Genomic DNA, 19,197 nt, shown 5'->3' with positions numbered 1-19,197 from the left:
ATGGGCAGAAATGCCCATCGCGGCGGCAATGCCGATTACGGCAGTTGGGCAGGGCTGCCCTGCGAGCTAGGACGCGGCGGTGAAAAGCTTCACGGCGTCGCGCATGGACGCCCGGGCACGCTTGCGGTCTCCGGCGGCATCGTAGGCGCAGCTCAGCCGGAACCATGAACGCCAGTCGTCGGGAGCGGCCTCGGCCTCGGCCCGGTACTTTTCGAATTCGGCATCTGCAGCCGCCCGGACGATCCGGCCGCCGGGCGTGCGCGGGAGCTCGTCCACCGGCAGGCCGCCTTCGGCCTCCAGGACCTTGGCCATTTGCTCCGTGCGGGCACCGAACATCAGCTCGCGGATCAGGGCCCAGGCGCCAACAATGGGCAGCACCAGGTAGGCGGCGCCGATGGCCTTGGCGGTCAGGTTGCTGTCCGACAGGAGCAGGAGTGAGCGCTGGAAGGACACCACCAGGTAGAACACCAGCAACAGCGTTACCGCTGCCACCCAGATCTTGGTGCGGTTCTTCCGGAAGCCGGCTGCCAGCCCGTTCACGGCCTAAAGCCCCAGGTCCAGGTAACCGTCCAGGCCAACGGTGAGGCCGGGGTGTGCAGCAACGTTGCGCACGCCCAGGAGCACGCCCGGCATGAAGGAAGCACGGTCAAAGGAGTCGTGGCGGAGGGTCAGCTGCTCACCGGGACCGCCCAGGAGCACTTCCTGGTGTGCCACGAGCCCGCGGAGCCGGACGCTGTGCACGCGGACGCCATCCACTTCGCAGCCGCGGGCGCCGGCGCGTTCACTGGTGGTGGCATCGGGGCTGGGCGGCACCTGTGCAGCAGCACGTTCCGCAGCGATGAGCTGTGCCGTGCGGACGGCGGTGCCGGAAGGGGCATCCACCTTGTCCGGGTGGTGCAGTTCGATGATCTCCACCGATTCGAAGTACTTGGACGCCTTCGCGGCGAACGCGGAGGCCAACACGGAGCCGAGGGCGAAGTTCGGCGCGATCAGGACGCCCGTCTCCGGGTGCTCGGCCAGCAGGGATTCCAGTGCGGACAGGCGTTCGACGTCCCAACCGGTGGTGCCCACCACGGCGTGGATTCCGTGCTCGACGGCGAAGCGGACGTTCGCTTCGGTGCTTTCGGGGACCGTGAGGTCCACCAGGTACTGGGCACCAGAGGTGGTCAGCTGTTCCAGCGAGTCACCCCGTCCGAGGGCTGCGACGAGCTTCATGTCGGGAGCGGCGTCGATGGCCTTGACGGCCTCGGCGCCCATGCGTCCAGTGGCGCCGAGGACGGCCACCAGCTTGGGAACGGAGTGTTGTTCGGTCATGGCATTAACCCTACCGGCGGCAGTGGTTGGTGCAGGAACCGGGCGGCATGCGTTACCTCGCGGTGGGTCAGCCGCCTGCGCCTACCCATTCCACGGTGCCGTCGGAGAAGAACTGTTCCTTCCAAATGGGCACCTGTTCCTTGATGCGGTCCACGAGTTCGGAGCAGACGGCGAAGGCCTGGCCGCGGTGCGCGGCGGACACGGCGCACACCAGCGCGGGGTCGCCGATTTCCAGCATGCCGATGCGATGTGCTGCCCAGATGCGGACAGGCTGTTCAGCCCCGGCATCCCCTTCCGGGTCCTGTTCGGCAACAAGGCGGGCGACGACGTCGGCCATCACCTGGTGTGCCGTGGGATGCGCGCTGTAGCTGAGGCGCTGGACAGCCTTGCCGCCGTCGTGGTTGCGCACCACGCCACTGAAGCTGACCACCGCGCCCGCGGTGTCGCTTTCCACCGCCGCTATGGCCTGGTCCACAGAGATGGGGTCCGGGCTCAGGACTGCCCTTACTACTTCGAATGCTTCAGTGCCCATGTCCGCCTTCCAACTGGTCGCAGAGGTGCCCGATCAACGGGTCCAGGACGGTGAGCCCGTCCATAACCCCCTTAGGTGAACCGGGCAGGTTCACGATGAACGTGTGCCCTGCGGCGCCGGCGTAACCCCGGCTCAGGGACGCGAGCGGGGTTTTGGCAGCGCCCGCCCTCCTGATCGCCTCCATGATCCCGGGGATCTCCCGGTCCAGGAGCGGCAGGGTGACATCCGGCGTGCGGTCGTCGGGGCTTAGCCCGGTGCCGCCGCTGGTGATGATGACGGCGGGGTGCTGGGTGAGGAGGGCCCTGATGGCGGCACCTGCCGGGTCACCGTCGGGGACCACCATGGCCGGGAACACGTCAAAGCCATGCTCGGCGAGCCAGTCTGTAATCACGGGGCCGGTTTCGTCTTCGTAGATTCCGGCGGCCGCACGGGTGGAGGCAATGACGACGCCGGCCTTCCGCCCCTGTACCTCGCCGTGCACATGTGGGGCGGCTGCGCTGAAAGGTGTGGTCACAGTGCCCAGTCTCCGCTCTTGCCGCCGCTCTTGGCCAGCACCTTGATGTCCGTCAGGACCGCGTGCTTGTCCACGGCCTTGATCATGTCGTAAACGCTCAGCGCCGCCACGGAGGCCGCGGTCAGGGCCTCCATTTCCACCCCGGTGACGCCGCGGGTTTTCACCGTGGAGCTGATGGTGACGGCGGCCGGACCAAGGTCGAAGTCGACCGTCACCTTGGACAGCGGCAGCGGATGGCAGAGCGGGATCAGGTCCGGGGTCTTCTTGGCGGCCATGATGCCGGCCACGCGGGCAACGGCCAGCGCATCCCCCTTCGGGAGCCCGCCGGTGCCCAGGAGCTGCATCACTTCGGCGGTGGTCCGGACCGTGGCGGTGGCCGTCGCCTCCCGGGTGGTCTCTGCCTTGGCGGAAACATCCACCATCTGGGCGCTGCCGTCCTGGCGCAGGTGCGTCAGGGCGGGGGTCTGTTCTGCGTTCACAGCATCCATACTTCCACCTCGTCCCCGGCAGCGAGTTCCGCTACGCCGGCAGGAACGTGGACCAGGACGTTCGAACCTGCCAGCGCGTGCATCAGGTGCGAGCTCTCGCCGCCTTCCAGCCGTACCGTCCCGTCCGGCTGCAGGCTGCCCCGCCGGACCTGGTGTTTGGGCCCGGGGGACCTGAGTTGCTGGGCTTGCCCTTCAAGGTCAAGGCGGGCGCGCAGGGGCAGCCGGGCCGCCGGTGCCCCCAGCAAGGCCGACAGGGCGGGCCGGAGGAACATCTCGAAGGACACCAGGCAGCTGACAGGATTGCCGGGAAACCCAAGGAAGGGGACGCCGTCGAACGTTCCGATTCCCTGGGGGCCACCGGGCTGCATTGCGACGTGAAGGAAGTCGACCGGTTGTTCCGCCATGGCCTGCCGCACCACCTCGTAGGCTCCCTTGCTGACCCCGCCGGTGGTGACGATCAGGTCCGCGTCCCGGCCTTCGGTCCGCAGCAGCGCCTGGAGTTCCGCAGGGTTGTCGGTGGAGATCCCGGCGCGGCGGACGCGAAGGCCTGCCTGCGTCATTGCCGCTTCCAGGAGGGTTCCGTTGGAGTCGTAGATCTTGCCCTCCGGCAGGGGCCGGCCCGGTTCAACTACCTCGTCCCCGGTGGTGACGAGCAGGACGGTCACCGCCCGGTACACCTCCACCTCCGTTATGCCGAGGGCGGCGAGCAGTCCCAGCTGTGCCGGCCCCAGGCAGGTTCTGGCGGCGAGCGCCCGCTCCCCTGCCGCAATGTCGCTGCCGGCGGCGCGCACGTACGTTCCCGGGGCGGTGGCCGGCAGCGTCACAACAGTGCCGTCCTGCTCCGGAAGGAAGTGGTCGGGCACCGCTTTTTCAATAGGTACGACGGCGTCAGCCCCCGCCGGGATCATCGCACCTGTCATGATGGGCGCCGCAGCCCCCGGCCCAAGCGGCTGCGGGCTCGACCCGGCGGGAATGGGAGGCATGATGCGCAGCTCAGCGCCGCCGTCGGGGATGTCCGCGGAACGGACGGCATACCCGTCCATCTGGGAGTTGGCGAAGGGGGGAAGGCTGAGCGGAGCAAGGAGTCCGTGCACCAGCGCCCGGCCCAGGGCATCAGGCAGGGGAACAACTTCAGTGCGGGATTCTGCCGCCAGCGGGGCGAGGAGGTCAGTGACTGCGGCCAGATGCGCGGCGACGGAGCGGGCGTTGTGGGCCTTGCCCGCAGGGGCGTGATGCGCAGTGGTCATGGGTACGCCTTTGGTCGCGGCCGTCAGGATTTCACGTCCACTCTAACCGTGTGGAATCCGGTGGCCCCGTCAGGCGCGGGCGGCCGTGATGTTTCATCCTGGGGCCGGCCGTTCATGTCGGTCGCGCGGACCTGGATTTCGTACTGCCCCGGTGTGAGGTCGACGGCCAGCTTCCACTGGTACCAAGTGTCGGCGGAGATGCCGGGCGCCAGCTCGGCTTCCCGCCAGGGCCCCCGGTTGAGCCGCACTTCCACCTTCCCGATGCCGGTGTGCTGGGCCCAGGCGACGCCGGCAAATACAACGGTTCCCGGGCTGACCGGGCGCCCGCTGCGCGGCACGTCGATCCGCGACGACGTCTTGATGGGTCCGCGCTCGGACCAGCCCCGCGGGGTCCAGTACCCGGCGTCGTCGGCAAACCTGGTGACCTTGAGTTCCGTCAGCCACTTGGTTGCCGAAACATAACCGTAAAGGCCGGGGACAACCAACCGGACGGGGAAGCCGTGCTCCAGCGGCAGTGGTTCACCGTTCATGCCGACGGCCAGCAGGGCATCCCGGTTATCCGTCAGCACCTCCAGGGGCGTTCCGGCGGTCCAGCCGTCGGTGCTGCGTGAGAGCACCATGTCGGATCCCGGCTGCGGTCCTGCCAGTGCCAGCAGGTCCCTGACCGGCCAGCCCAGCCAGCGGGCGTTGCCGATCAGGTCGCCGCCCACGTTGTTGGAGACGCAGGCGATGGTGATGTGGCGTTCGGTCAGGGGTTTGGCCATCAGGTCCGCGAAGGAGAGCTGGACCTCCCGGGCCACCATGCCGGTGACTTTGAGCAGCCAGGTATCCGGGTTGACCGCCGGGACGGTGAGGGCTGTATCGATCCGGTAGAAGTCACGGTTTGGCGTGACCAGCGGCGGCATTCCCGCCACGCCGGACTCCGCGGCCGCCGGGATTGGCGGCGCCGGAGATGCCGGCGTTGGAAGGGTGATGCGGGCCCTGGCTTCGCTGACCGCGTTGGCGGCACCGCGCCAGATTCCCGCCAGGGCCCCGGCAACGGCGGCCAAAGCCGCGGTGCCGGCGAGGGCCTGGAGGAAGCTGCGGCGGGACCGGGATGGTGTGGGATCTGCTGTCCTTTCGCCGTCGCGGGTTGAGGCCGCTGACTGCCACGCCGCGAGCTTGCCCACCAGGAGCCGCAACAGCACGACGGCGGCACCCGCGGCCAGGAGCGGAAGCAGGAGGGCGACCGGGGCCACTTGGGAACGCGTCAGGACGGCGGCCGCCCCGGCGAGGCCGAAGATGCCCACCAGGACGGCCCCAGTGAACCGCCTCCGGAACTCAAGCACTCCAGCCAGTGCCGCCAGCCCGGCGATGACCAGCGCCATGCCCGTCAGCAGGGCAGCCTTATCGGCCGTACCGAAAAGGGAGATGGCCCAGTCCTTCACACCGGGAGGAACGGCATCGATCACCACTCCGCCGACGCCGGTCAACGGGGACAGGGACGGGCTGGCGAATCCTGCCAGCAACTCCCCCGCGGCGACCCCGCCGGCGACGGCCACCATCCCGGCGGCAGCGGCCCAACGCCCCCTTGTGTCCCGCACCCTAGCGCGCGGGACTCCCGGTTGCCGGACGGAACGTTCCGGCCGCCCCTGAAGGCCGCCGCCGTCGTCGTCCGCCCCGTACCTGTGCCCGGAACTGTTCACAACTCCCAGCATAGGTTCGTGGCACCCGGGTGACGCCGGGCCGGTCAGGGTGTGATGTGCCGCTCAAGGTGGCGTAGCCTGAATTCATGAGTGTCCAGCTAGGCATGCCCCAGCCGCGGGAGGAAGCAGCATCGGCCCTGCCGGGCGTTCCCCGTGCCAGGCCCGCGGATGCACCGGCCGGCCTGGCGGACCGATACGGCCGCCGCGCCACGGACATGAGGCTGTCCCTGACCGACAAATGCAACCTCCGCTGCACCTACTGCATGCCTGCCGAAGGCCTCGAGTGGTTGGCCAAGCAGGCAGTCATGTCCGCTGAAGAGATCGTGCGGATCGTCAAGGTGGGCGTGGATCAGCTGGGCGTCCGGGAGCTGCGGCTGACAGGCGGCGAGCCGCTGGTCCGGCACGACCTGGTGGACATCATCGCAGCCCTGCGGCGCAACCATCCGGACCTTCCGATCTCCATGACCACCAACGCCGTTGGCCTGGCGAAAAAGGCGGCCGCGCTCAAGGATGCCGGGCTGACGCGCATCAACGTCTCACTTGATTCCCTGCACGAGGAAACGTTCACCAAGCTGACCCGCCGTCCCTTCCTGAACCAGGTCCTGGCCGGTGTTGACGCCGCGTGGGCTGCCGGGCTGGGACCGGTCAAGCTGAACGCTGTCCTGATGCGCGGGATTAACGATGCCGAGTCGCCGCAACTGCTGGCCTGGGCCCTGGAGCGCGGGTACGAATTGCGGTTCATCGAGCAGATGCCCCTCGACGCCGACCACGGCTGGACGCGCCGCAACATGATTACCGCCGCCGAGATCCGCGGGCTGCTGTCCCGGGACTTCGTCCTCAGTCCCGATCGGCGGGAACGCGACGGCGCCCCTGCGGAGCGCTTTGAAGTACGACGGCGGGCGGCAGGTTCTCCTGATCCGGAGGGTCCCGTGCTGGGAACGGTGGGGATTATCGCCTCCGTCACCGAGCCCTTCTGCTCCGACTGCCGGCGCACAAGGATCACCGCCGAAGGCAAGATCATGAGCTGCCTGTTCTCGCGCGAGGAATACGACCTCCTGGGCCTGCTGCGCGCGGGCGCGAGCGACGCCGAGCTGGCGCAGCGGTGGCAGGACGCCATGTGGATCAAACCCAAAGCCCACGGCATGGACCACGTGGGACTGGACGCCCCGGACTTCGTCCAGCCGGACCGCAGCATGAGTGCCATCGGGGGCTGACCGGAATGCTTGTACGCTACTTTGCTGCCGCACGCGCCGCCGCCGGTTTCGAGGAGGAGAAGTTCGACCTGCCCGGCGGCGCCACGGTGGCGGACCTGTTGGAGGCTGTTGCGGCCATGGAGCGGCCGGAGCCTCCGTCGGGGACTCCCCCGCTGCCCCGTATCCTTTCCCGCAGCAGTTTCCTGCTCAATGAGGTCGCCGTGCGGGACCAGGCAACCGTGCTGGGTCCCGACGACGTCGTCGACGTGCTGCCGCCGTTCGCGGGGGGCTAGGCGTCCAGGCGTTCTGGCCCTTGGGGTCCTGCTGCCCCTTGCTCTCGCCCCCACTCTAAATGTCAGTGCCTCGTTGGATGATTCTTTTATGGCAGTCATCAGTGGTGTTGGGGCAGGTGTGGAGGGTGTTCAAGCCTCTGTGGCCGCCCTCGGTGCGCTGGATGCCATAAGTGTGCTGGACCGGGAGGATGCGTTCCTGGCCTCCGGGATTGCTGTTGGTCCGGGTGTTGATGTGTTGCGGCGGCGGTACGAGATCCGGCTGGAGCGGCTCGAACTAACGGCCCGGCTGGAAGCGCAGCTTGCCGCGATGAAGGCGCGGGATGCAGCGGAGGCGGTCGGGTTCCAGCAGGCCATGACTCCCCCTGACGCGTCGGTGCAGGACCGCACCTACGCCGAGATGTCCGCGGTGGAGGAGATCGCAGGGGTCCTGACCGTCAGCTCCGCCGCCGCAGGTGCTCTGGTGGAACAGTCCCGGAAAATCTGCTCCCTCCCACCGGTGTTCCAGGCCCTGTCCGCCGGTGCCATGTCCTGGCAGCACGCCCGCATCGTTGCGGACGAAACCGAGGGCCTCGATCAGGCGGGCGCTGCGGCGCTGGTGGCGCACTTCTTCGACCCCGACGCACCCCACCCCGCCCGCGGCGCAGCCCCTGGCGAACTCGTCCCCTCCCGGTTTAGGGCCAAGGTCCGTGCCTGGCGCGAACGCCACCACCCCGAGACACTGCAGAAACGCCACGCCAAAGGGGTTACTGACCGGCGGATGGAATACACCCCGGACCGGGACGGGATGGCCTGGGTCTCGCTCTACCTCCCCGGCGACACCGCCTGCGCCATCTGGAACCGCACCACCGCCACCGCCCGCGGCCTCCAAGGCCCCAACGAACCACGCACCATCACCCAACTCCGCCCCGACATCGCAGCATCCCTGCTCCTTGGATCAGCAAGCGAACCCGGCAAGGTCCCCACCCCGCGGGCCGACGTCCTGGTCATGGTGCCGGTGTTCTCCCTCCTCGGACTCACGGATGAGCCCGCAACGCTGGACGGGTTAGGGCCCATCCCGGCGTCCATGGCCCGGAAACTGGTCGCCGACGGGGCGGACTCCTTCTACCGCGTCCTGGTCGACCCGAGGGACGGGGCACCCTTGGAGATCGGCCGGAAGAACTACCGGCTCACCGAAACCATCAAACGCTGGATCAGGATGCGCGACGGCAAATGCACCTTCCCCGGCTGCACCAACGGCACCCCGGACAACGACACCGACCACCTGCAATCCTGGGAACACGGCGGAACCACCGGGGCCAGCAATCTGGCACAGCTCTGCCCGAAACACCACCGGCTCAAACACCACACCCAATGGACACCAGAGCCGGCAACAGAAGACAGATCACCCGGCTGGACCTCACCCACCGGCCGCCACTACAAACCCGAACACCCCCACCCAGAACCAACACACTGGCCACCGGGAATCCTGCCGGCGGAAACTATCGTGGCTGCCATGTCGGTGGACGCTCCACAGTGGCAGCAACTGCTCGCGGACATGCCTGATTGGGCCGACCCACCACCCGAAGATCCACCCGGCCAAAACCTGCTCGAGCCGGGCGAACTATGCCCGACAGATCCACTGTGGGAGGACTTCTACGCGCAGCCCTTCATTCTGCCACCCGACCCGTTGCAGGAACTGGGAAGCGCTGGAATCACAAACGTATTGCCAGCGCCGGAGCGGCTAGCCGCCCGACCGGTATCAAACGATGGGTATTGATGGGTCGGCAAGGCGCGCGGCCGGCATGCAAGTACCGGGCACTCAGACACGATGGAAGACAGACCGCATGAATGGCCTGTAGCTTGTGCCCTTTCCGTTCGTGGTGACTGGCGCTTTAGCGTCCGGCACCCCTTCACGCGCGGCCTCACGGGTTGCCCGCAATTCGCTGACATGCTGCAGCACGCCGGCCTCGACACTGATGGCGTGGCGCGTCCAGCCCGCACGGCTTGGCCGCTCAACCCGGATGACGCCGTCGTGCCAAGTACAGCGGACGGCGGCAGCGGGCGGCACCCCAGTACTGTCGACGTAGTACCACAGGACGTCATTATGGTCTGGATCGACCGTGAAGATGCCGTGGCCCTCGAAGTGCGTACCGTCAGCCTCGACATGCCGATAGCTCTGGACGACCCCGATGCCGCCGGCCATCGGGCTGTAGGAAACCTCAGCGTCCACGGTGCGCTCGGGTCCCCAGGGGCCGGCGGCGAGTATGGTGCTTCCCCGCCAGCGTCCCAACAGAGGTGCCAAGGCAGGATGCTCTGGCTTCAACTCGGGCCCGTCCACGAACACGCACCTCCTGCCGACGCTCACCCCCATACTCAGGATGGACTCTGCAGGGCAACAGCGCCAGCGTGCTACAGCCCGAAGGTTTCCGTCTCCTCGAAGGGGCCCACGACGGTGATGGTCCGCGGCGCGGCGGCGAGTTCGGCGGCCAGTTCCTGGACCTGTTCGGCGGTGACAGCCTTGATCAGGCGGAGGGTCTCGTCGATGTCCTGGTATTCCCCGGAGACCAGCTCGGCCCGGCCCAGACGGGACATCCGGGAGCCGGTGTCCTCCAGTGCCAAAACGATCCCACCGCCGAGCTGCCCCACTGCCTTGCGGAGTTCGTCGTCGGATATTCCGTGTTCGGCGAGTTTGTCCAGCTCTACGCCCAGCAGGTCCACCACCTGGCGGACCTTGGACGGCGTGCAGCCGGCATACATGCCGAAGTAGCCGGCGTCGGCGTAGGACGAGGCAAAGGAGTAGGTGGAGTACACAAGGCCGCGCTTCTCGCGGACTTCCTGGAACAGCCTGGAGGACATGCCGCCGCCCAGGACCGCGTTCAGGACACTCATCACGTAGCGGCGTTCGTCGGTGGCGACGATCGTGGGGCATCCCATGATGATGTTTGCCTGCTCCACGGCACGCTTGACCACGTGCAGACCGGCCGTCCCGGTAATCAGGGCGCGTTCGGTGGAACGGCGCTGCACGGGTGCCGCGTCGGACTGCAGCGACCAGCCGGCAGACTCGAGGGCATCCACCACAAGTCCGCATACGACGTCGTGGTCCAGGCCGCCTGCCGCGGTGATGACCAGTTCCTCCGGCTTGTAGTACCGGCGGTAGTGCTCCCACACCGAGTCCCGGGCCACGGCCCTGATCGCGGCGGGCGTGCCGCCGATGGGACGGCCCAGCGGGTGGCTGCCGAGGACCGCGGCGACAAAATGCTCGTGGGCAACGTCGGTGGGGTCATCGCTGTCCATGGCAATTTCTTCCAGGATGACGTCGCGTTCCTGCTCCATCTCATCCGGGTCCAGTACGGCCCCGGTGATCATGTCCGCAATGACGTCGATGGCCATGGGCAGGTCGGTGTCCAGGACCCGGGCAAAGTAGCAGGTGCTTTCCTTGGCTGTTGCCGCGTTGGATTCCCCGCCCACCTCATCGAACGCCGAAGCGATCTCCAGGGCGGTGCGCCGCTTGGTGCCCTTGAACAGCAGGTGCTCGAGGAAGTGGGTGGATCCGTGCTGACCGGGGGCTTCATCCCGGGATCCGACGCCTACCCAGAACCCGATGGTGGCTGACCGCTGGCCCGGCATCGCCTCCGTCAGTACCCGCACGCCTCCTGGCAGCACTGAACGGCGGACCTCGGACCCGCCGTCGGAGCCGTGGACCAGGGTGTCGCCGGCGTGGTTCTGCTCAAGCGGCAGGGGTGCAACAGTCATTGATGCCTTTCAGGAGGGGCAGCCGGATCTGGCTGCCATCGTAACAGCGGCGGGACCGGTGGATCATCCACCGGTCCCGCCGATTCATGCTTGTGCCGGGAAGCCCGGGCTATTAGACCTCGGCGCCCTCAGCAGGCTCCGTGGCGTGAACGCGCTCGGTCTCGTCGGCGCCTTCCTCTTCGGCCACGACGGGAGACAGGGACAGCTTTCCACGGTCGTCGATCTTGGTGATTTCCACCTGGATCTTCTGGCCCACGGAAACAACATCGTCGACATTGTCCACGCGCTTGCCGCCTGCGATCTTGCGGAGCTCGGAGATGTGCAGGAGGCCGTCCTTGCCCGGGGTCAGCGACACGAAGGCACCGAAGGTGGTGGTCTTGACGACCGTGCCCAGGTAGCGTTCGCCGATCTCGGGGACCTGCGGGTTGGCGATGGCGTTGATGGCGGAGCGTGCTGCGTCGGCGGACGGGCCGTTGGTGGCGCCGATGTAAACGGTGCCGTCGTCCTCGATGGAGATGTCCGCGCCGGTGTCCTCCTGGATCTGGTTGATCATCTTGCCCTTGGGGCCAATGACCTCGCCGATCTTGTCCACGGGGATCTTGACGGCGATGACGCGCGGCGCGAACTCGGAGAGCTCGTCCGGGGTGTCGATGGCCGAGTTGATGACCTCGAGGATGTGCAGGCGGGCTTCGCGGGCCTGCTTCAGTGCTGCTGCCAGCACGGAAGCGGGGATGCCGTCGAGCTTGGTGTCCAGCTGGATGGCCGTGACGAACTCGGAGGTACCGGCAACCTTGAAGTCCATGTCACCGAAGGCATCTTCGGCGCCGAGGATGTCAGTCAGGGCTGCGTAGCGGGTCTGGCCGTCCACCTGGTCGGAAACCAGGCCCATGGCGATGCCGGCGACGGCGGCCTTCAGGGGCACACCGGCGTTCAGCAGGGACAGGGTGGAGGCGCAGACGGAACCCATCGACGTCGAACCGTTGGAGCCGAGCGCCTCGGACACCTGGCGGATGGCGTACGGGAATTCCTCGCGGGACGGCAGCACGGGCACGATGGCGCGTTCGGCCAGGGCGCCGTGGCCGATTTCGCGGCGCTTGGGCGAGCCCACGCGGCCGGTTTCACCGGTGGAGTACGGCGGGAAGTTGTAGTTGTGCATGTAGCGCTTGCGCGTCACCGGCGACAGCGAGTCGATCTGCTGTTCCATCTTGAGCATGTTCAGCGTGGTGACACCCATGATCTGGGTCTCGCCGCGCTCGAAGATGGCGGAACCGTGGACGCGGGGCAGGACCTCAACCTCGGCGGTGAGCTGGCGGATGTCCGTCAGGCCGCGGCCGTCGATGCGGACCTGGTCCTTCAGGATGCGCTGGCGCACCACGTGCTTGGTGACCGAGCGGAAAGCTGCGGAGAGTTCCTTCTCGCGGCCTTCGAACTGGCCTGCCAGGCTGGCAAGGACCTCGTCCTTGAGTGCGTCGGAAGCGTTGTCGCGTTCCTGCTTGTCCGCGATCTGGAAGACGGCGGCAAGCTTGTCGGCGGCAGCGGACTCGACGGCGGCGTAAGCGTCATCCTCGTAGTCCAGGAAGACCGGGAACTCGACCGTCGGCTTGGCAGCGCGTGCGGCGAGGTCGGCCTGGGCGTCGCAAAGTGCCTTGATGAAGGGCTTTGCAGCCTCCAGGCCCTCGGCCACAACCTCTTCGGTGGGGGCGGTGGCGCCCTGTTCCTTGATGAGGTTCCAGGAGTTGTCCGTGGCTTCGGCCTCGACCATCATGATGGCGACGTCATCACCGGCAACGCGGCCGGCAACCACCATGTTGAACACGGAGTTTTCCAGCTGGGAGTGCTTGGGGAAGGCAACCCACTGGGATCCGTTTTCGTCGTTCACCAGGGCAACGCGGACACCGCCGATGGGGCCGGAGAACGGCAGGCCGGACAGCTGGGTGGACATCGAGGAAGCATTGATGGCCACGACGTCGTACAGCTCGTCGGGGTTGATGGCCAGGACGGTCACTACGATCTGGACCTCGTTGCGCAGGCCCTTGATGAAGGCGGGGCGCAGCGGGCGGTCCATCAAGCGGCAGGCCAGGATGGCTTCGGTGGAGGGGCGGCCTTCGCGGCGGAAGAACGAGCCCGGGATGCGGCCCGCAGCGTACATGCGCTCTTCGACGTCGACGGTAAGGGGGAAGAAGTCGAAGCCTTCACGCGGGTGCTTGCCGGCGGTGGTGGCGGACAGCAGCGCAGTGTCATCGTCGATGTACACCATGGCTGCGCCGGCGGCCTGCTTGGCGAGGCGGCCGGTTTCGAAGCGGATTACACGCTTGCCGAAGCGGCCATTGTCAATGACTGCTTCTGAGAACTGGATTTCGGGACCCTCCAAGAGAGTCACCTCCGTTTCTGTTTGACGGAAGTCCAGCCGCATCAACCCAGCCCAGCATCTGTCTACTGGCCCTGCACCCGGTCATCGATCGAGACCCACGGGCCGCCGGCTTCTGTCGACGAAGCCGTTCCCGGGGATCACTACCGAGGACCGCGAATGCGTGATGCGGTTGATCCTCCTGTTTAGTTTTTCATTTGAAGAGGGCGGCCCGTTCCGGATGGGAAGGGCCGCCCCAAAGCCAGACTAGCGGCGCAGGCCGAGGCGCTCGATGAGCGAACGGTAGCGGGCGATGTCAGTCTTCTTGAGGTAGCCCAGCATGCGCTTGCGGCGACCAACCATGGCCAGCAGACCGCGCTGGGTGTGGTAGTCGTGCTTGTGCTCCTTCATGTGCTCAGTCAGATCCTTGATCCGCTGGGTCAGGACCGCAACCTGGACCTCCGGTGAACCGGTGTCGCCTTCGGCGGTTGCGTATTCCTTGATGATGGACTGCTTTACAGCGGCGTCAAGTGCCACAATTACTCCTTGGGAATGTGCCGTGAGGGCCCAGGTCAGTAACTCACTGCCGGGTCTGCCGCCAACGTCCTGAACCGGAAAACCGGAGGAGGCGCCAACAACAGGAGCCAGCCGCCACGGACTGCAGCCGGATCCATCGTCCAGTTTACCGGCCCCGGCCTAACCTTGTCGAAACAGTGCGGTCGCGGCAGTGTTGGCAGAACAGTCCAATCCGAACAGCGGGGCACTCAGCCCTGCAGCCGGTCCCGGATGGCCGCCATGCCCTGCAGCACTTCGGCGAAGCTGGTGCTCATCGGGGACAACCCCACCCGGATGCCGTGCGGCGAGCGGAAATCCGGAATAACGTCTCCGTCCCAGAGCGCTTCGACGGTGGCCTTGGTGAAGTCGGGGTGGTCCACGGTGATGTGGCCGCCCCGCTCCCCCGGCTCCCGGGGCGATGCCAGCTGCGCCCCCAGCGGGGCCAGCCATGCGTCGAAGACTTCCACGGCGAAATCGGTCAGTGCCACGGACTTTTCCCGGATGGCGGCCATGGACGCTTCCTCGATGAGGTCCAGGGTGCCCTGCATGGCAATCATGCCGAAGACGGCGGGAGTGCCGCTGAGGAAACCCCGGATGCCCTGGGCTGGTTCATAGCCGGCCCCCATTTCGAACGCGTCCTTGCGCCCCATCCAGCCCCAGATGGGCTGGTTCAGTGCGGGCAGGTGGCGGGCGTTGACGTAGGCAAAGGCCGGCGACCCCGGGCCTCCGTTCAGGTACTTGTACGTGCACCCGGCGGCAAAATCCACGTCCGCGCCGTCAAGGCCGATCTCCACCGACCCCGCGGAATGGCAAAGGTCCCACACCACCACGGCGCCGGCGTCGTGCACTGCCGCGGTGATGCCCGGCAGGTCGGCGAGGTGGCCGGAGCGGTAGGCGATCTGGCTGAGGAGTACGACGGCGGTGCGTGGCCCGGTGGCCTGGCGCACCTGCTCAAGGGTCACCCCGGCGGCGGGGTCCGGCTGGATCCACCGGAGGGTCAGGCCCTCCTCGAGGGCGATGCCCTCCACCAGGTACCGGTCGGTGGGAAAGTTTTCGGTGTCCAGCACGAGCTCGTTGCGGTCCGGGTCCTGCACCGCGGCAAGGGCTGCCCGGATCAGCTTGTACAGCACCACGGTGGTGGAGTCGGCGATGATGGTCTGCCCCGGAGCGGCGCCAAGGACCGCGCGGCCCAGCTGGTCGCCGATGGCCTGGGGCAGGGCAAGCCACTTCTCGTCCCAGCCCCTGATGAGCCGGCCTCCCCATTCATCCCGGATAAACGCGGCAACATCGTCGGCAGTGCGCTTCAGGGGCCGGCCCAGGGAGTTGCCGTCCAGGTAGGACAGCGGCGTGTCCGTGCCGATGAACAGGTCCCGGAAGCGAGCCAGGGAATCACGGCGGTCCAGCTCTTCGGCCCGCTGCCGGAGTTCGCCCAAGGCCACGTCGGTGCTGTTTTCCTGGTGGATGCTCATTGTCCAATCTCCGTCCTGACAGCGAATAGTTCCGGGAAGAACGTCAGTTCCAGGGCCTTCTGCAGGAAGGTCACACCGCTGGATCCACCCGTGCCGGTCTTCATGCCGATGGTCCGCTGCACGGTGCGCAGGTGCCGGAACCGCCAGAGCTGGAAGTTGTCCTCCAGGTCCACCAGTTCCTCGCACGCTTCGTAGGCGGCCCAGTTGTCCGCGGCGTTTTCGTAGATGTGCTTGAAGAGCGGGACCAGTTCCGGGGCGAACTCGTGGGCCAGCGTCACGTCCCGGTCCAGGACGGAACGGGGCACGTCGAACCCCTGCCGGGACAGGTAGGCCAGGAACTCGTCGTAGATGCTGGGTGCGGCCAGCAGCTCCGCCAGCATCCCGTGGGCCTCCGGGTCGGATTCGAAGATGGGCAACATCTTGCTGTTCTTGTTGCCAAGGACAAACTCCACCGCGCGGTACTGGGCGGACTGGAATCCGGACGAGTTGCCCAGGAAGCCGCGGAACTGCGAGTACTCGGTGGGCGTAAGGGTGGCCAGGACGGACCACTGCTCGGTGAGGGTCTTCTGGATGTGCTTGACCCGGGCAATGCCCTTGAGGGCCGAGCCCAGGTCGTCCTCCCGGAGCCAGGCGGCCGCGCTGCGCAGTTCGTGCAGGACCAGTTTCAGCCACAGCTCCGTGGTCTGGTGCTGGATGATGAACAGCAGCTCGTCGTGGTGTTCAGGCTGGCTGACCGGCTGCTGGGCACTGAGCAGGGTGGGAAGCTGCAGGTAGGAGGCGTAGCTCATCCGCGAGCTGAAGTCGCGGACAATCCCCTGGTCCAGGTTGCGGGTGTTCTTCTCGACGGACACGCACTGCCTTTCGTTGTTCTCATCCCTGGCGGATGAGGCTGGGGTCAGCGGCCGGCCAGGATCTGGTGGGCCTGGGCGACGTCCAGACGCATTTGCTCCACCAGGGCCTCAGGGCCACGATAGGCCACCATGCCGCGGAGCCGCTGCACGAATTCGACGATGACTGTCTGGTCATACAGATCGAAGTCCTCCACGGCTTCCTCCGGCCTGTCGATCACATGCGCCTCCACCTGCCGGCTGACGCCGTCGAATGTGGGGTTGGAGCCTACCGAGATCGCTGCCGGCCAGCGCTTGCCGGCCTGGTCCACCAGCCAGCCCGCGTATATGCCGTCCGCGGGGATCAGGCCGGTGGCATTTGAGGAAAGGTTTGCCGTGGGGAAGCCAAGCGCCCTGCCCCTGGCGGCGCCGTGGACCACTTCGCCGCGCATCCGGTGCGGGCGGCCCAGGACGGACGCGGCGGTGGCGACGTCACCCTCCTGCAGCGCCTCCCGCACCCAGGTGGAGGAACAGCGGCGGTCCGTGCCGTCGTCGTCATGCAGGGGGTAGCCCTCGGAGCCGAACTCGCTGATGACCTGGACGTCGAAACCGAATTTGTCGCCCAGGGCCTTCATGGTCTCAAGGTCGCCGGAGTTGCCGCGTCCGAAGCGTGCATCATGGCCGATGACCACCTGGCTGGCGTGCAGGCAATCAACCAAGTACTGCTCCACGAACTCTTCGGCCGTGAGGCTGGCAAGGTCCAGTGAGTACTTGACCACCAGGATGGCGTCCAGGCCCAACTCGCCGAGCGCCTCCAGCTTGTCATCCAGGCCCATGATGAGCTCCGGCGCCGCCTCGGGCCGGTGGATGACCGCCGGGTGGGGGTCGAAGGTGATGGCCACGGCCTTGGCCTGGGAGAGCCGGGCAGAACGGATCAGCTGGGACAGCACCTGCTGGTGGCCGCGGTGAACGCCGTCGAAGTTGCCGAAAGTGACAACAGATGGGCCGAAGTCCGCCGGGACATCGGACGGATCGTTCCAGATGTAGACCATCACCCTCGCCTTAAGCTGCGTGCAAGCATCAACGTTCCACCGGCCGTGCGGCCGGTGAACTCTTCAAGGTTACCCGGATTCTCTGCGCGGCTTTTGCCGTCACTCCGCAGCCTTGGCGGAACCCGCCGCGACCTTCGAGGGGCGGCGGCGGTACAGCCATACCAGGCCCAGGATGGGCAGCAGCAGGGGGATGAAGCCATAGCCGCGGCCGAACAGGGACCAGACGGTTTCATGCGGGAACTGCACGGAGTCCAGGATGCTCAGCGTCCCCACCACCAGGACCCCGGCGAGCTCAACCAGAACGGCCGCAACGGAGACCTTGAACCAGGTGGTTCCTGCCTTGGCCAGCGATACCGTCGCCAGGATATACACCACGGCGGCGAACGCGGAGAGCAGGTAGGCCAGCGGAGCCTCGGAGAATTTGGTAAGGATCTGGTATCCGGCACGGGCGGTGGCCGAGATGGCGAACACCCCGTATACCGCGATCAAAAGGCGGCCGGGACCGGTGTTGCGGGTATTGCGGACGGGTGCGTCGCCGGCGGCCGCGCGGGCCTGCTGCTCTTTCATTTCTGCTGCTTCTTCCACTTCAGTACCAGATCTGGTTCATTCGGGCAGCCATCACCAGCGCAGTGACACCGACCGCGGCCAGGACAAAGTTGCTCCATCGCGTCCGCTCCAGGATGGCCCAGTAGATCGCCGCGGGCGGCAGGAGCATGGCGGTGGCCATGTAGCCCCAAAACTCCCACGCTTCGCCGGCGATGGGTTCCCCGGCGATGACGCGGACGATCGAACCCACCAGGTAGACCACCAGGGCTGCTTCCACTGCCACGACGGACAGGAGGGTGACGTCGTTGGGCGCCTTCTTCAGGATCCCCGCCCCCAGGCAGAGCACCGTGGACACCAGGCCGACGACGAGGATGATCCAAAAGTATGCGTCCACGCCTACGCCTCCGCGGCTGCTGTGGCGGCCGCCCCGTTCCCATGTCCGGTCCCGGTTCCGGGCGCGAAGACAAGGACCGGTTTGGCGTAGCTGCCCGCATCGGCGAGGAGCGCCACCAGGCTGCCGTCGGGGGCGAAGCCCGCCGCAGGGTGCTCAGCGGTGGCGGCGCCCGGGGTACCGGCAGCCGTGCCGGCAGCGATCCGGCGGCCGAAGGAGATTTCGGCGGTTTCCTGGGCCGTGAGCTCACGGTTGGGCATCAGGGAACGCGCGGCCAGGGACATGTCCAGGACGTTGAGGTCTTCCGCGAGCTGTTCCAGGGTACGCGCCTGGTCAAGGGTGTACGGACCCACCTGGGTCCGTCGGAGGGCGGTGAGGTGTCCGCCGACGCCAAGGGCGTTGCCGAGGTCCCGGGCCAGGGCGCGGATATACGTGCCGGAAGAGCATTCGACGGTGACATCCAGGTCCACGACGCCGGCCGTGGGGTCCCTGCGGATGGCATGGACGTCGAACCGGTGGATGGTGACGGGGCGCGCGGCGAGCTTGACGTCCTCGCCGGACCGCACCCGTGCGTAGGCGCGTTCGCCGTTTACCTTGATGGCGCTGACGCTGCTGGGCACCTGCTGGAGCTCCCCCGTGAGTGCCGCGACGCCGTCGTATATCTCCTCGTCAGTGACGTCTGCGGCACTGGTGGTGGTCGTGACCTCGCCCTCCGCGTCATCCGTCACCGTGGACTGACCCAGCCGGATGGTGGCGGTGTAGGTCTTGGAAGTGCCTACGATGTAGGTCAGCAGGCGGGTTGCTTTGTTGATGCCGAGCACCAGCACGCCGGTGGCCATGGGATCGAGTGTTCCAGCGTGCCCTACTTTCCGGGTCCCTGCGAGGCGCCGCATCCGGCCAACCACATCATGGCTGGTCCATCCCTGCGGCTTGTCCACTATCACCAGTCCAGAAAGCACGCCTCCCAGTATATCGGCGCAGGTTGGAGCCGCCGTACGGACCACCGCGACGG

The 19,197-nt window shown here is 67.1% G+C and carries 20 protein-coding genes; 3 read left to right on the top strand and 17 right to left on the bottom strand.

The features are described 5' to 3' along the window. Positions 1-66: 66 nt before the first annotated feature. From LFT46_RS07510 to LFT46_RS07480, 7 genes are all read right to left on the bottom strand, one after another. On the bottom strand, positions 67-540 hold the full coding sequence (locus tag LFT46_RS07510; RefSeq protein WP_236801924.1) for a hypothetical protein: 474 nt from the start codon (positions 538-540) through the stop codon (positions 67-69). Positions 541-543: 3 nt separating this feature from the next. Beyond that, positions 544-1,314, bottom strand: a complete 771-nt coding sequence (gene dapB / locus LFT46_RS07505; protein WP_236821741.1) for a 4-hydroxy-tetrahydrodipicolinate reductase — start codon at positions 1,312-1,314, stop codon at positions 544-546. 67 nt (positions 1,315-1,381) lie between these two features. After that, on the bottom strand, positions 1,382-1,846 hold the full coding sequence (locus tag LFT46_RS07500) for a molybdenum cofactor biosynthesis protein MoaE (RefSeq protein ID WP_236801922.1): 465 nt from the start codon (positions 1,844-1,846) through the stop codon (positions 1,382-1,384). Next, on the bottom strand, positions 1,836-2,360 hold the full coding sequence (locus LFT46_RS07495; protein WP_236821740.1) for a MogA/MoaB family molybdenum cofactor biosynthesis protein: 525 nt from the start codon (positions 2,358-2,360) through the stop codon (positions 1,836-1,838). Before LFT46_RS07495 ends, LFT46_RS07500 begins: the two co-directional genes overlap by 11 nt. After that, entirely contained in the window at positions 2,357-2,848 is a 492-nt protein-coding gene (gene moaC / locus LFT46_RS07490; RefSeq protein WP_236821739.1) for a cyclic pyranopterin monophosphate synthase MoaC, read from the bottom strand. The genes LFT46_RS07495 and moaC overlap by 4 nt, the downstream gene beginning before the upstream one ends. Beyond that, the gene (locus LFT46_RS07485) at positions 2,836-4,095 is read right to left on the bottom strand and encodes a molybdopterin molybdotransferase MoeA (RefSeq protein WP_236821738.1); all 1,260 of its coding nucleotides are present in this window, start codon (positions 4,093-4,095) and stop codon (positions 2,836-2,838) included. The genes moaC and LFT46_RS07485 overlap by 13 nt, the downstream gene beginning before the upstream one ends. A 23-nt stretch (positions 4,096-4,118) precedes the next feature. Continuing rightward, entirely contained in the window at positions 4,119-5,639 is a 1,521-nt protein-coding gene (locus LFT46_RS07480) for a molybdopterin-dependent oxidoreductase (RefSeq protein ID WP_236822012.1), read from the bottom strand. Positions 5,640-5,866: 227 nt separating this feature from the next. Here LFT46_RS07480 and moaA point away from each other — a divergent pair, with 227 nt between their 5' ends. The 3 genes from moaA (at position 5,867) to LFT46_RS07465 (ending at position 9,022) form a co-directional block, all read left to right on the top strand. Continuing rightward, a complete protein-coding gene (gene moaA / locus LFT46_RS07475) occupies positions 5,867-6,994 on the top strand; it encodes a GTP 3',8-cyclase MoaA (protein WP_236821737.1) in 1,128 nt (375 codons plus the stop codon). A gap of 5 nt (positions 6,995-6,999) precedes the next feature. Next, complete coding sequence (locus LFT46_RS07470) at positions 7,000-7,266, top strand: MoaD/ThiS family protein (RefSeq protein WP_236821736.1); 267 nt, start codon at positions 7,000-7,002, stop codon at positions 7,264-7,266. Positions 7,267-7,354: 88 nt separating this feature from the next. Further along, on the top strand, positions 7,355-9,022 hold the full coding sequence (locus LFT46_RS07465; RefSeq protein WP_236821735.1) for an HNH endonuclease signature motif containing protein: 1,668 nt from the start codon (positions 7,355-7,357) through the stop codon (positions 9,020-9,022). A 42-nt stretch (positions 9,023-9,064) separates the two neighbouring features. On the opposite strand, the gene LFT46_RS07460 is transcribed toward LFT46_RS07465, so the two are convergent. The 10 genes from LFT46_RS07460 to truB form a co-directional block, all read right to left on the bottom strand. Continuing rightward, entirely contained in the window at positions 9,065-9,583 is a 519-nt protein-coding gene (locus LFT46_RS07460; protein WP_336885547.1) for a DUF1579 family protein, read from the bottom strand. A 71-nt stretch (positions 9,584-9,654) separates the two neighbouring features. Next, entirely contained in the window at positions 9,655-10,998 is a 1,344-nt protein-coding gene (locus LFT46_RS07455; RefSeq protein ID WP_236821734.1) for a M16 family metallopeptidase, read from the bottom strand. A 112-nt stretch (positions 10,999-11,110) separates the two neighbouring features. Next, positions 11,111-13,369, bottom strand: coding sequence for a polyribonucleotide nucleotidyltransferase (locus LFT46_RS07450; RefSeq protein WP_236802821.1), 2,259 nt, complete (start codon positions 13,367-13,369; stop codon positions 11,111-11,113). Between the two features lie 243 nt (positions 13,370-13,612). Next, a complete protein-coding gene (rpsO, locus tag LFT46_RS07445) occupies positions 13,613-13,882 on the bottom strand; it encodes a 30S ribosomal protein S15 (RefSeq protein WP_236801914.1) in 270 nt (89 codons plus the stop codon). A gap of 227 nt (positions 13,883-14,109) precedes the next feature. Then, the gene (locus tag LFT46_RS07440; RefSeq protein ID WP_236821733.1) at positions 14,110-15,369 is read right to left on the bottom strand and encodes a kynureninase; all 1,260 of its coding nucleotides are present in this window, start codon (positions 15,367-15,369) and stop codon (positions 14,110-14,112) included. Further along, positions 15,366-16,220, bottom strand: coding sequence for a tryptophan 2,3-dioxygenase (gene kynA, locus LFT46_RS07435; protein ID WP_236801912.1), 855 nt, complete (start codon positions 16,218-16,220; stop codon positions 15,366-15,368). The genes LFT46_RS07440 and kynA overlap by 4 nt, the downstream gene beginning before the upstream one ends. Positions 16,221-16,264: 44 nt before the next feature. Next, a complete protein-coding gene (locus LFT46_RS07430; RefSeq protein WP_236821732.1) occupies positions 16,265-17,248 on the bottom strand; it encodes a bifunctional riboflavin kinase/FAD synthetase in 984 nt (327 codons plus the stop codon). A 99-nt stretch (positions 17,249-17,347) separates the two neighbouring features. Further along, entirely contained in the window at positions 17,348-17,815 is a 468-nt protein-coding gene (locus LFT46_RS07425; protein WP_236801910.1) for a hypothetical protein, read from the bottom strand. A 19-nt stretch (positions 17,816-17,834) separates the two neighbouring features. Further along, on the bottom strand, positions 17,835-18,188 hold the full coding sequence (locus LFT46_RS07420; RefSeq protein WP_236801909.1) for a hypothetical protein: 354 nt from the start codon (positions 18,186-18,188) through the stop codon (positions 17,835-17,837). Positions 18,189-18,190: 2 nt separating this feature from the next. Next, the gene (truB, locus tag LFT46_RS07415) at positions 18,191-19,144 is read right to left on the bottom strand and encodes a tRNA pseudouridine(55) synthase TruB (RefSeq protein ID WP_236821731.1); all 954 of its coding nucleotides are present in this window, start codon (positions 19,142-19,144) and stop codon (positions 18,191-18,193) included. Between the last annotated feature and the right edge of the window lie 53 nt (positions 19,145-19,197).

Source organism: Arthrobacter sp. FW306-07-I (assembly GCF_021800405.1).
Taxonomy (GTDB): Bacteria; Actinomycetota; Actinomycetes; order Actinomycetales; family Micrococcaceae; genus Arthrobacter.
The sequence above is the reverse complement of the archived record's forward strand: the minus strand, read 5'-3'. Positions and strand labels throughout refer to the sequence as shown.

Excerpts from the sequence above, each read along its gene's own strand:
- LFT46_RS07480 (WP_236822012.1), bottom strand. The coding sequence starts at position 5,639 with ATGGTGGCCGTCGCCGGCGGGGTCGCCGCGGGGGAGTTGCTGGCAGGA.
- LFT46_RS07425 (WP_236801910.1), bottom strand. The coding sequence starts at position 17,815 with ATGAAAGAGCAGCAGGCCCGCGCGGCCGCCGGCGACGCACCCGTCCGC.
- LFT46_RS07430 (WP_236821732.1), bottom strand. The coding sequence starts at position 17,248 with ATGGTCTACATCTGGAACGATCCGTCCGATGTCCCGGCGGACTTCGGC.
- LFT46_RS07470 (WP_236821736.1), top strand. The coding sequence starts at position 7,000 with ATGCTTGTACGCTACTTTGCTGCCGCACGCGCCGCCGCCGGTTTCGAG.
- LFT46_RS07465 (WP_236821735.1), top strand. The coding sequence starts at position 7,355 with ATGGCAGTCATCAGTGGTGTTGGGGCAGGTGTGGAGGGTGTTCAAGCC.
- dapB (WP_236821741.1), bottom strand. The coding sequence starts at position 1,314 with ATGACCGAACAACACTCCGTTCCCAAGCTGGTGGCCGTCCTCGGCGCC.
- LFT46_RS07500 (WP_236801922.1), bottom strand. The coding sequence starts at position 1,846 with ATGGGCACTGAAGCATTCGAAGTAGTAAGGGCAGTCCTGAGCCCGGAC.
- moaA (WP_236821737.1), top strand. The coding sequence starts at position 5,867 with ATGAGTGTCCAGCTAGGCATGCCCCAGCCGCGGGAGGAAGCAGCATCG.
- moaC (WP_236821739.1), bottom strand. The coding sequence starts at position 2,848 with ATGGATGCTGTGAACGCAGAACAGACCCCCGCCCTGACGCACCTGCGC.
- LFT46_RS07440 (WP_236821733.1), bottom strand. The coding sequence starts at position 15,369 with ATGAGCATCCACCAGGAAAACAGCACCGACGTGGCCTTGGGCGAACTC.
- LFT46_RS07485 (WP_236821738.1), bottom strand. The coding sequence starts at position 4,095 with ATGACCACTGCGCATCACGCCCCTGCGGGCAAGGCCCACAACGCCCGC.
- LFT46_RS07455 (WP_236821734.1), bottom strand. The coding sequence starts at position 10,998 with ATGACTGTTGCACCCCTGCCGCTTGAGCAGAACCACGCCGGCGACACC.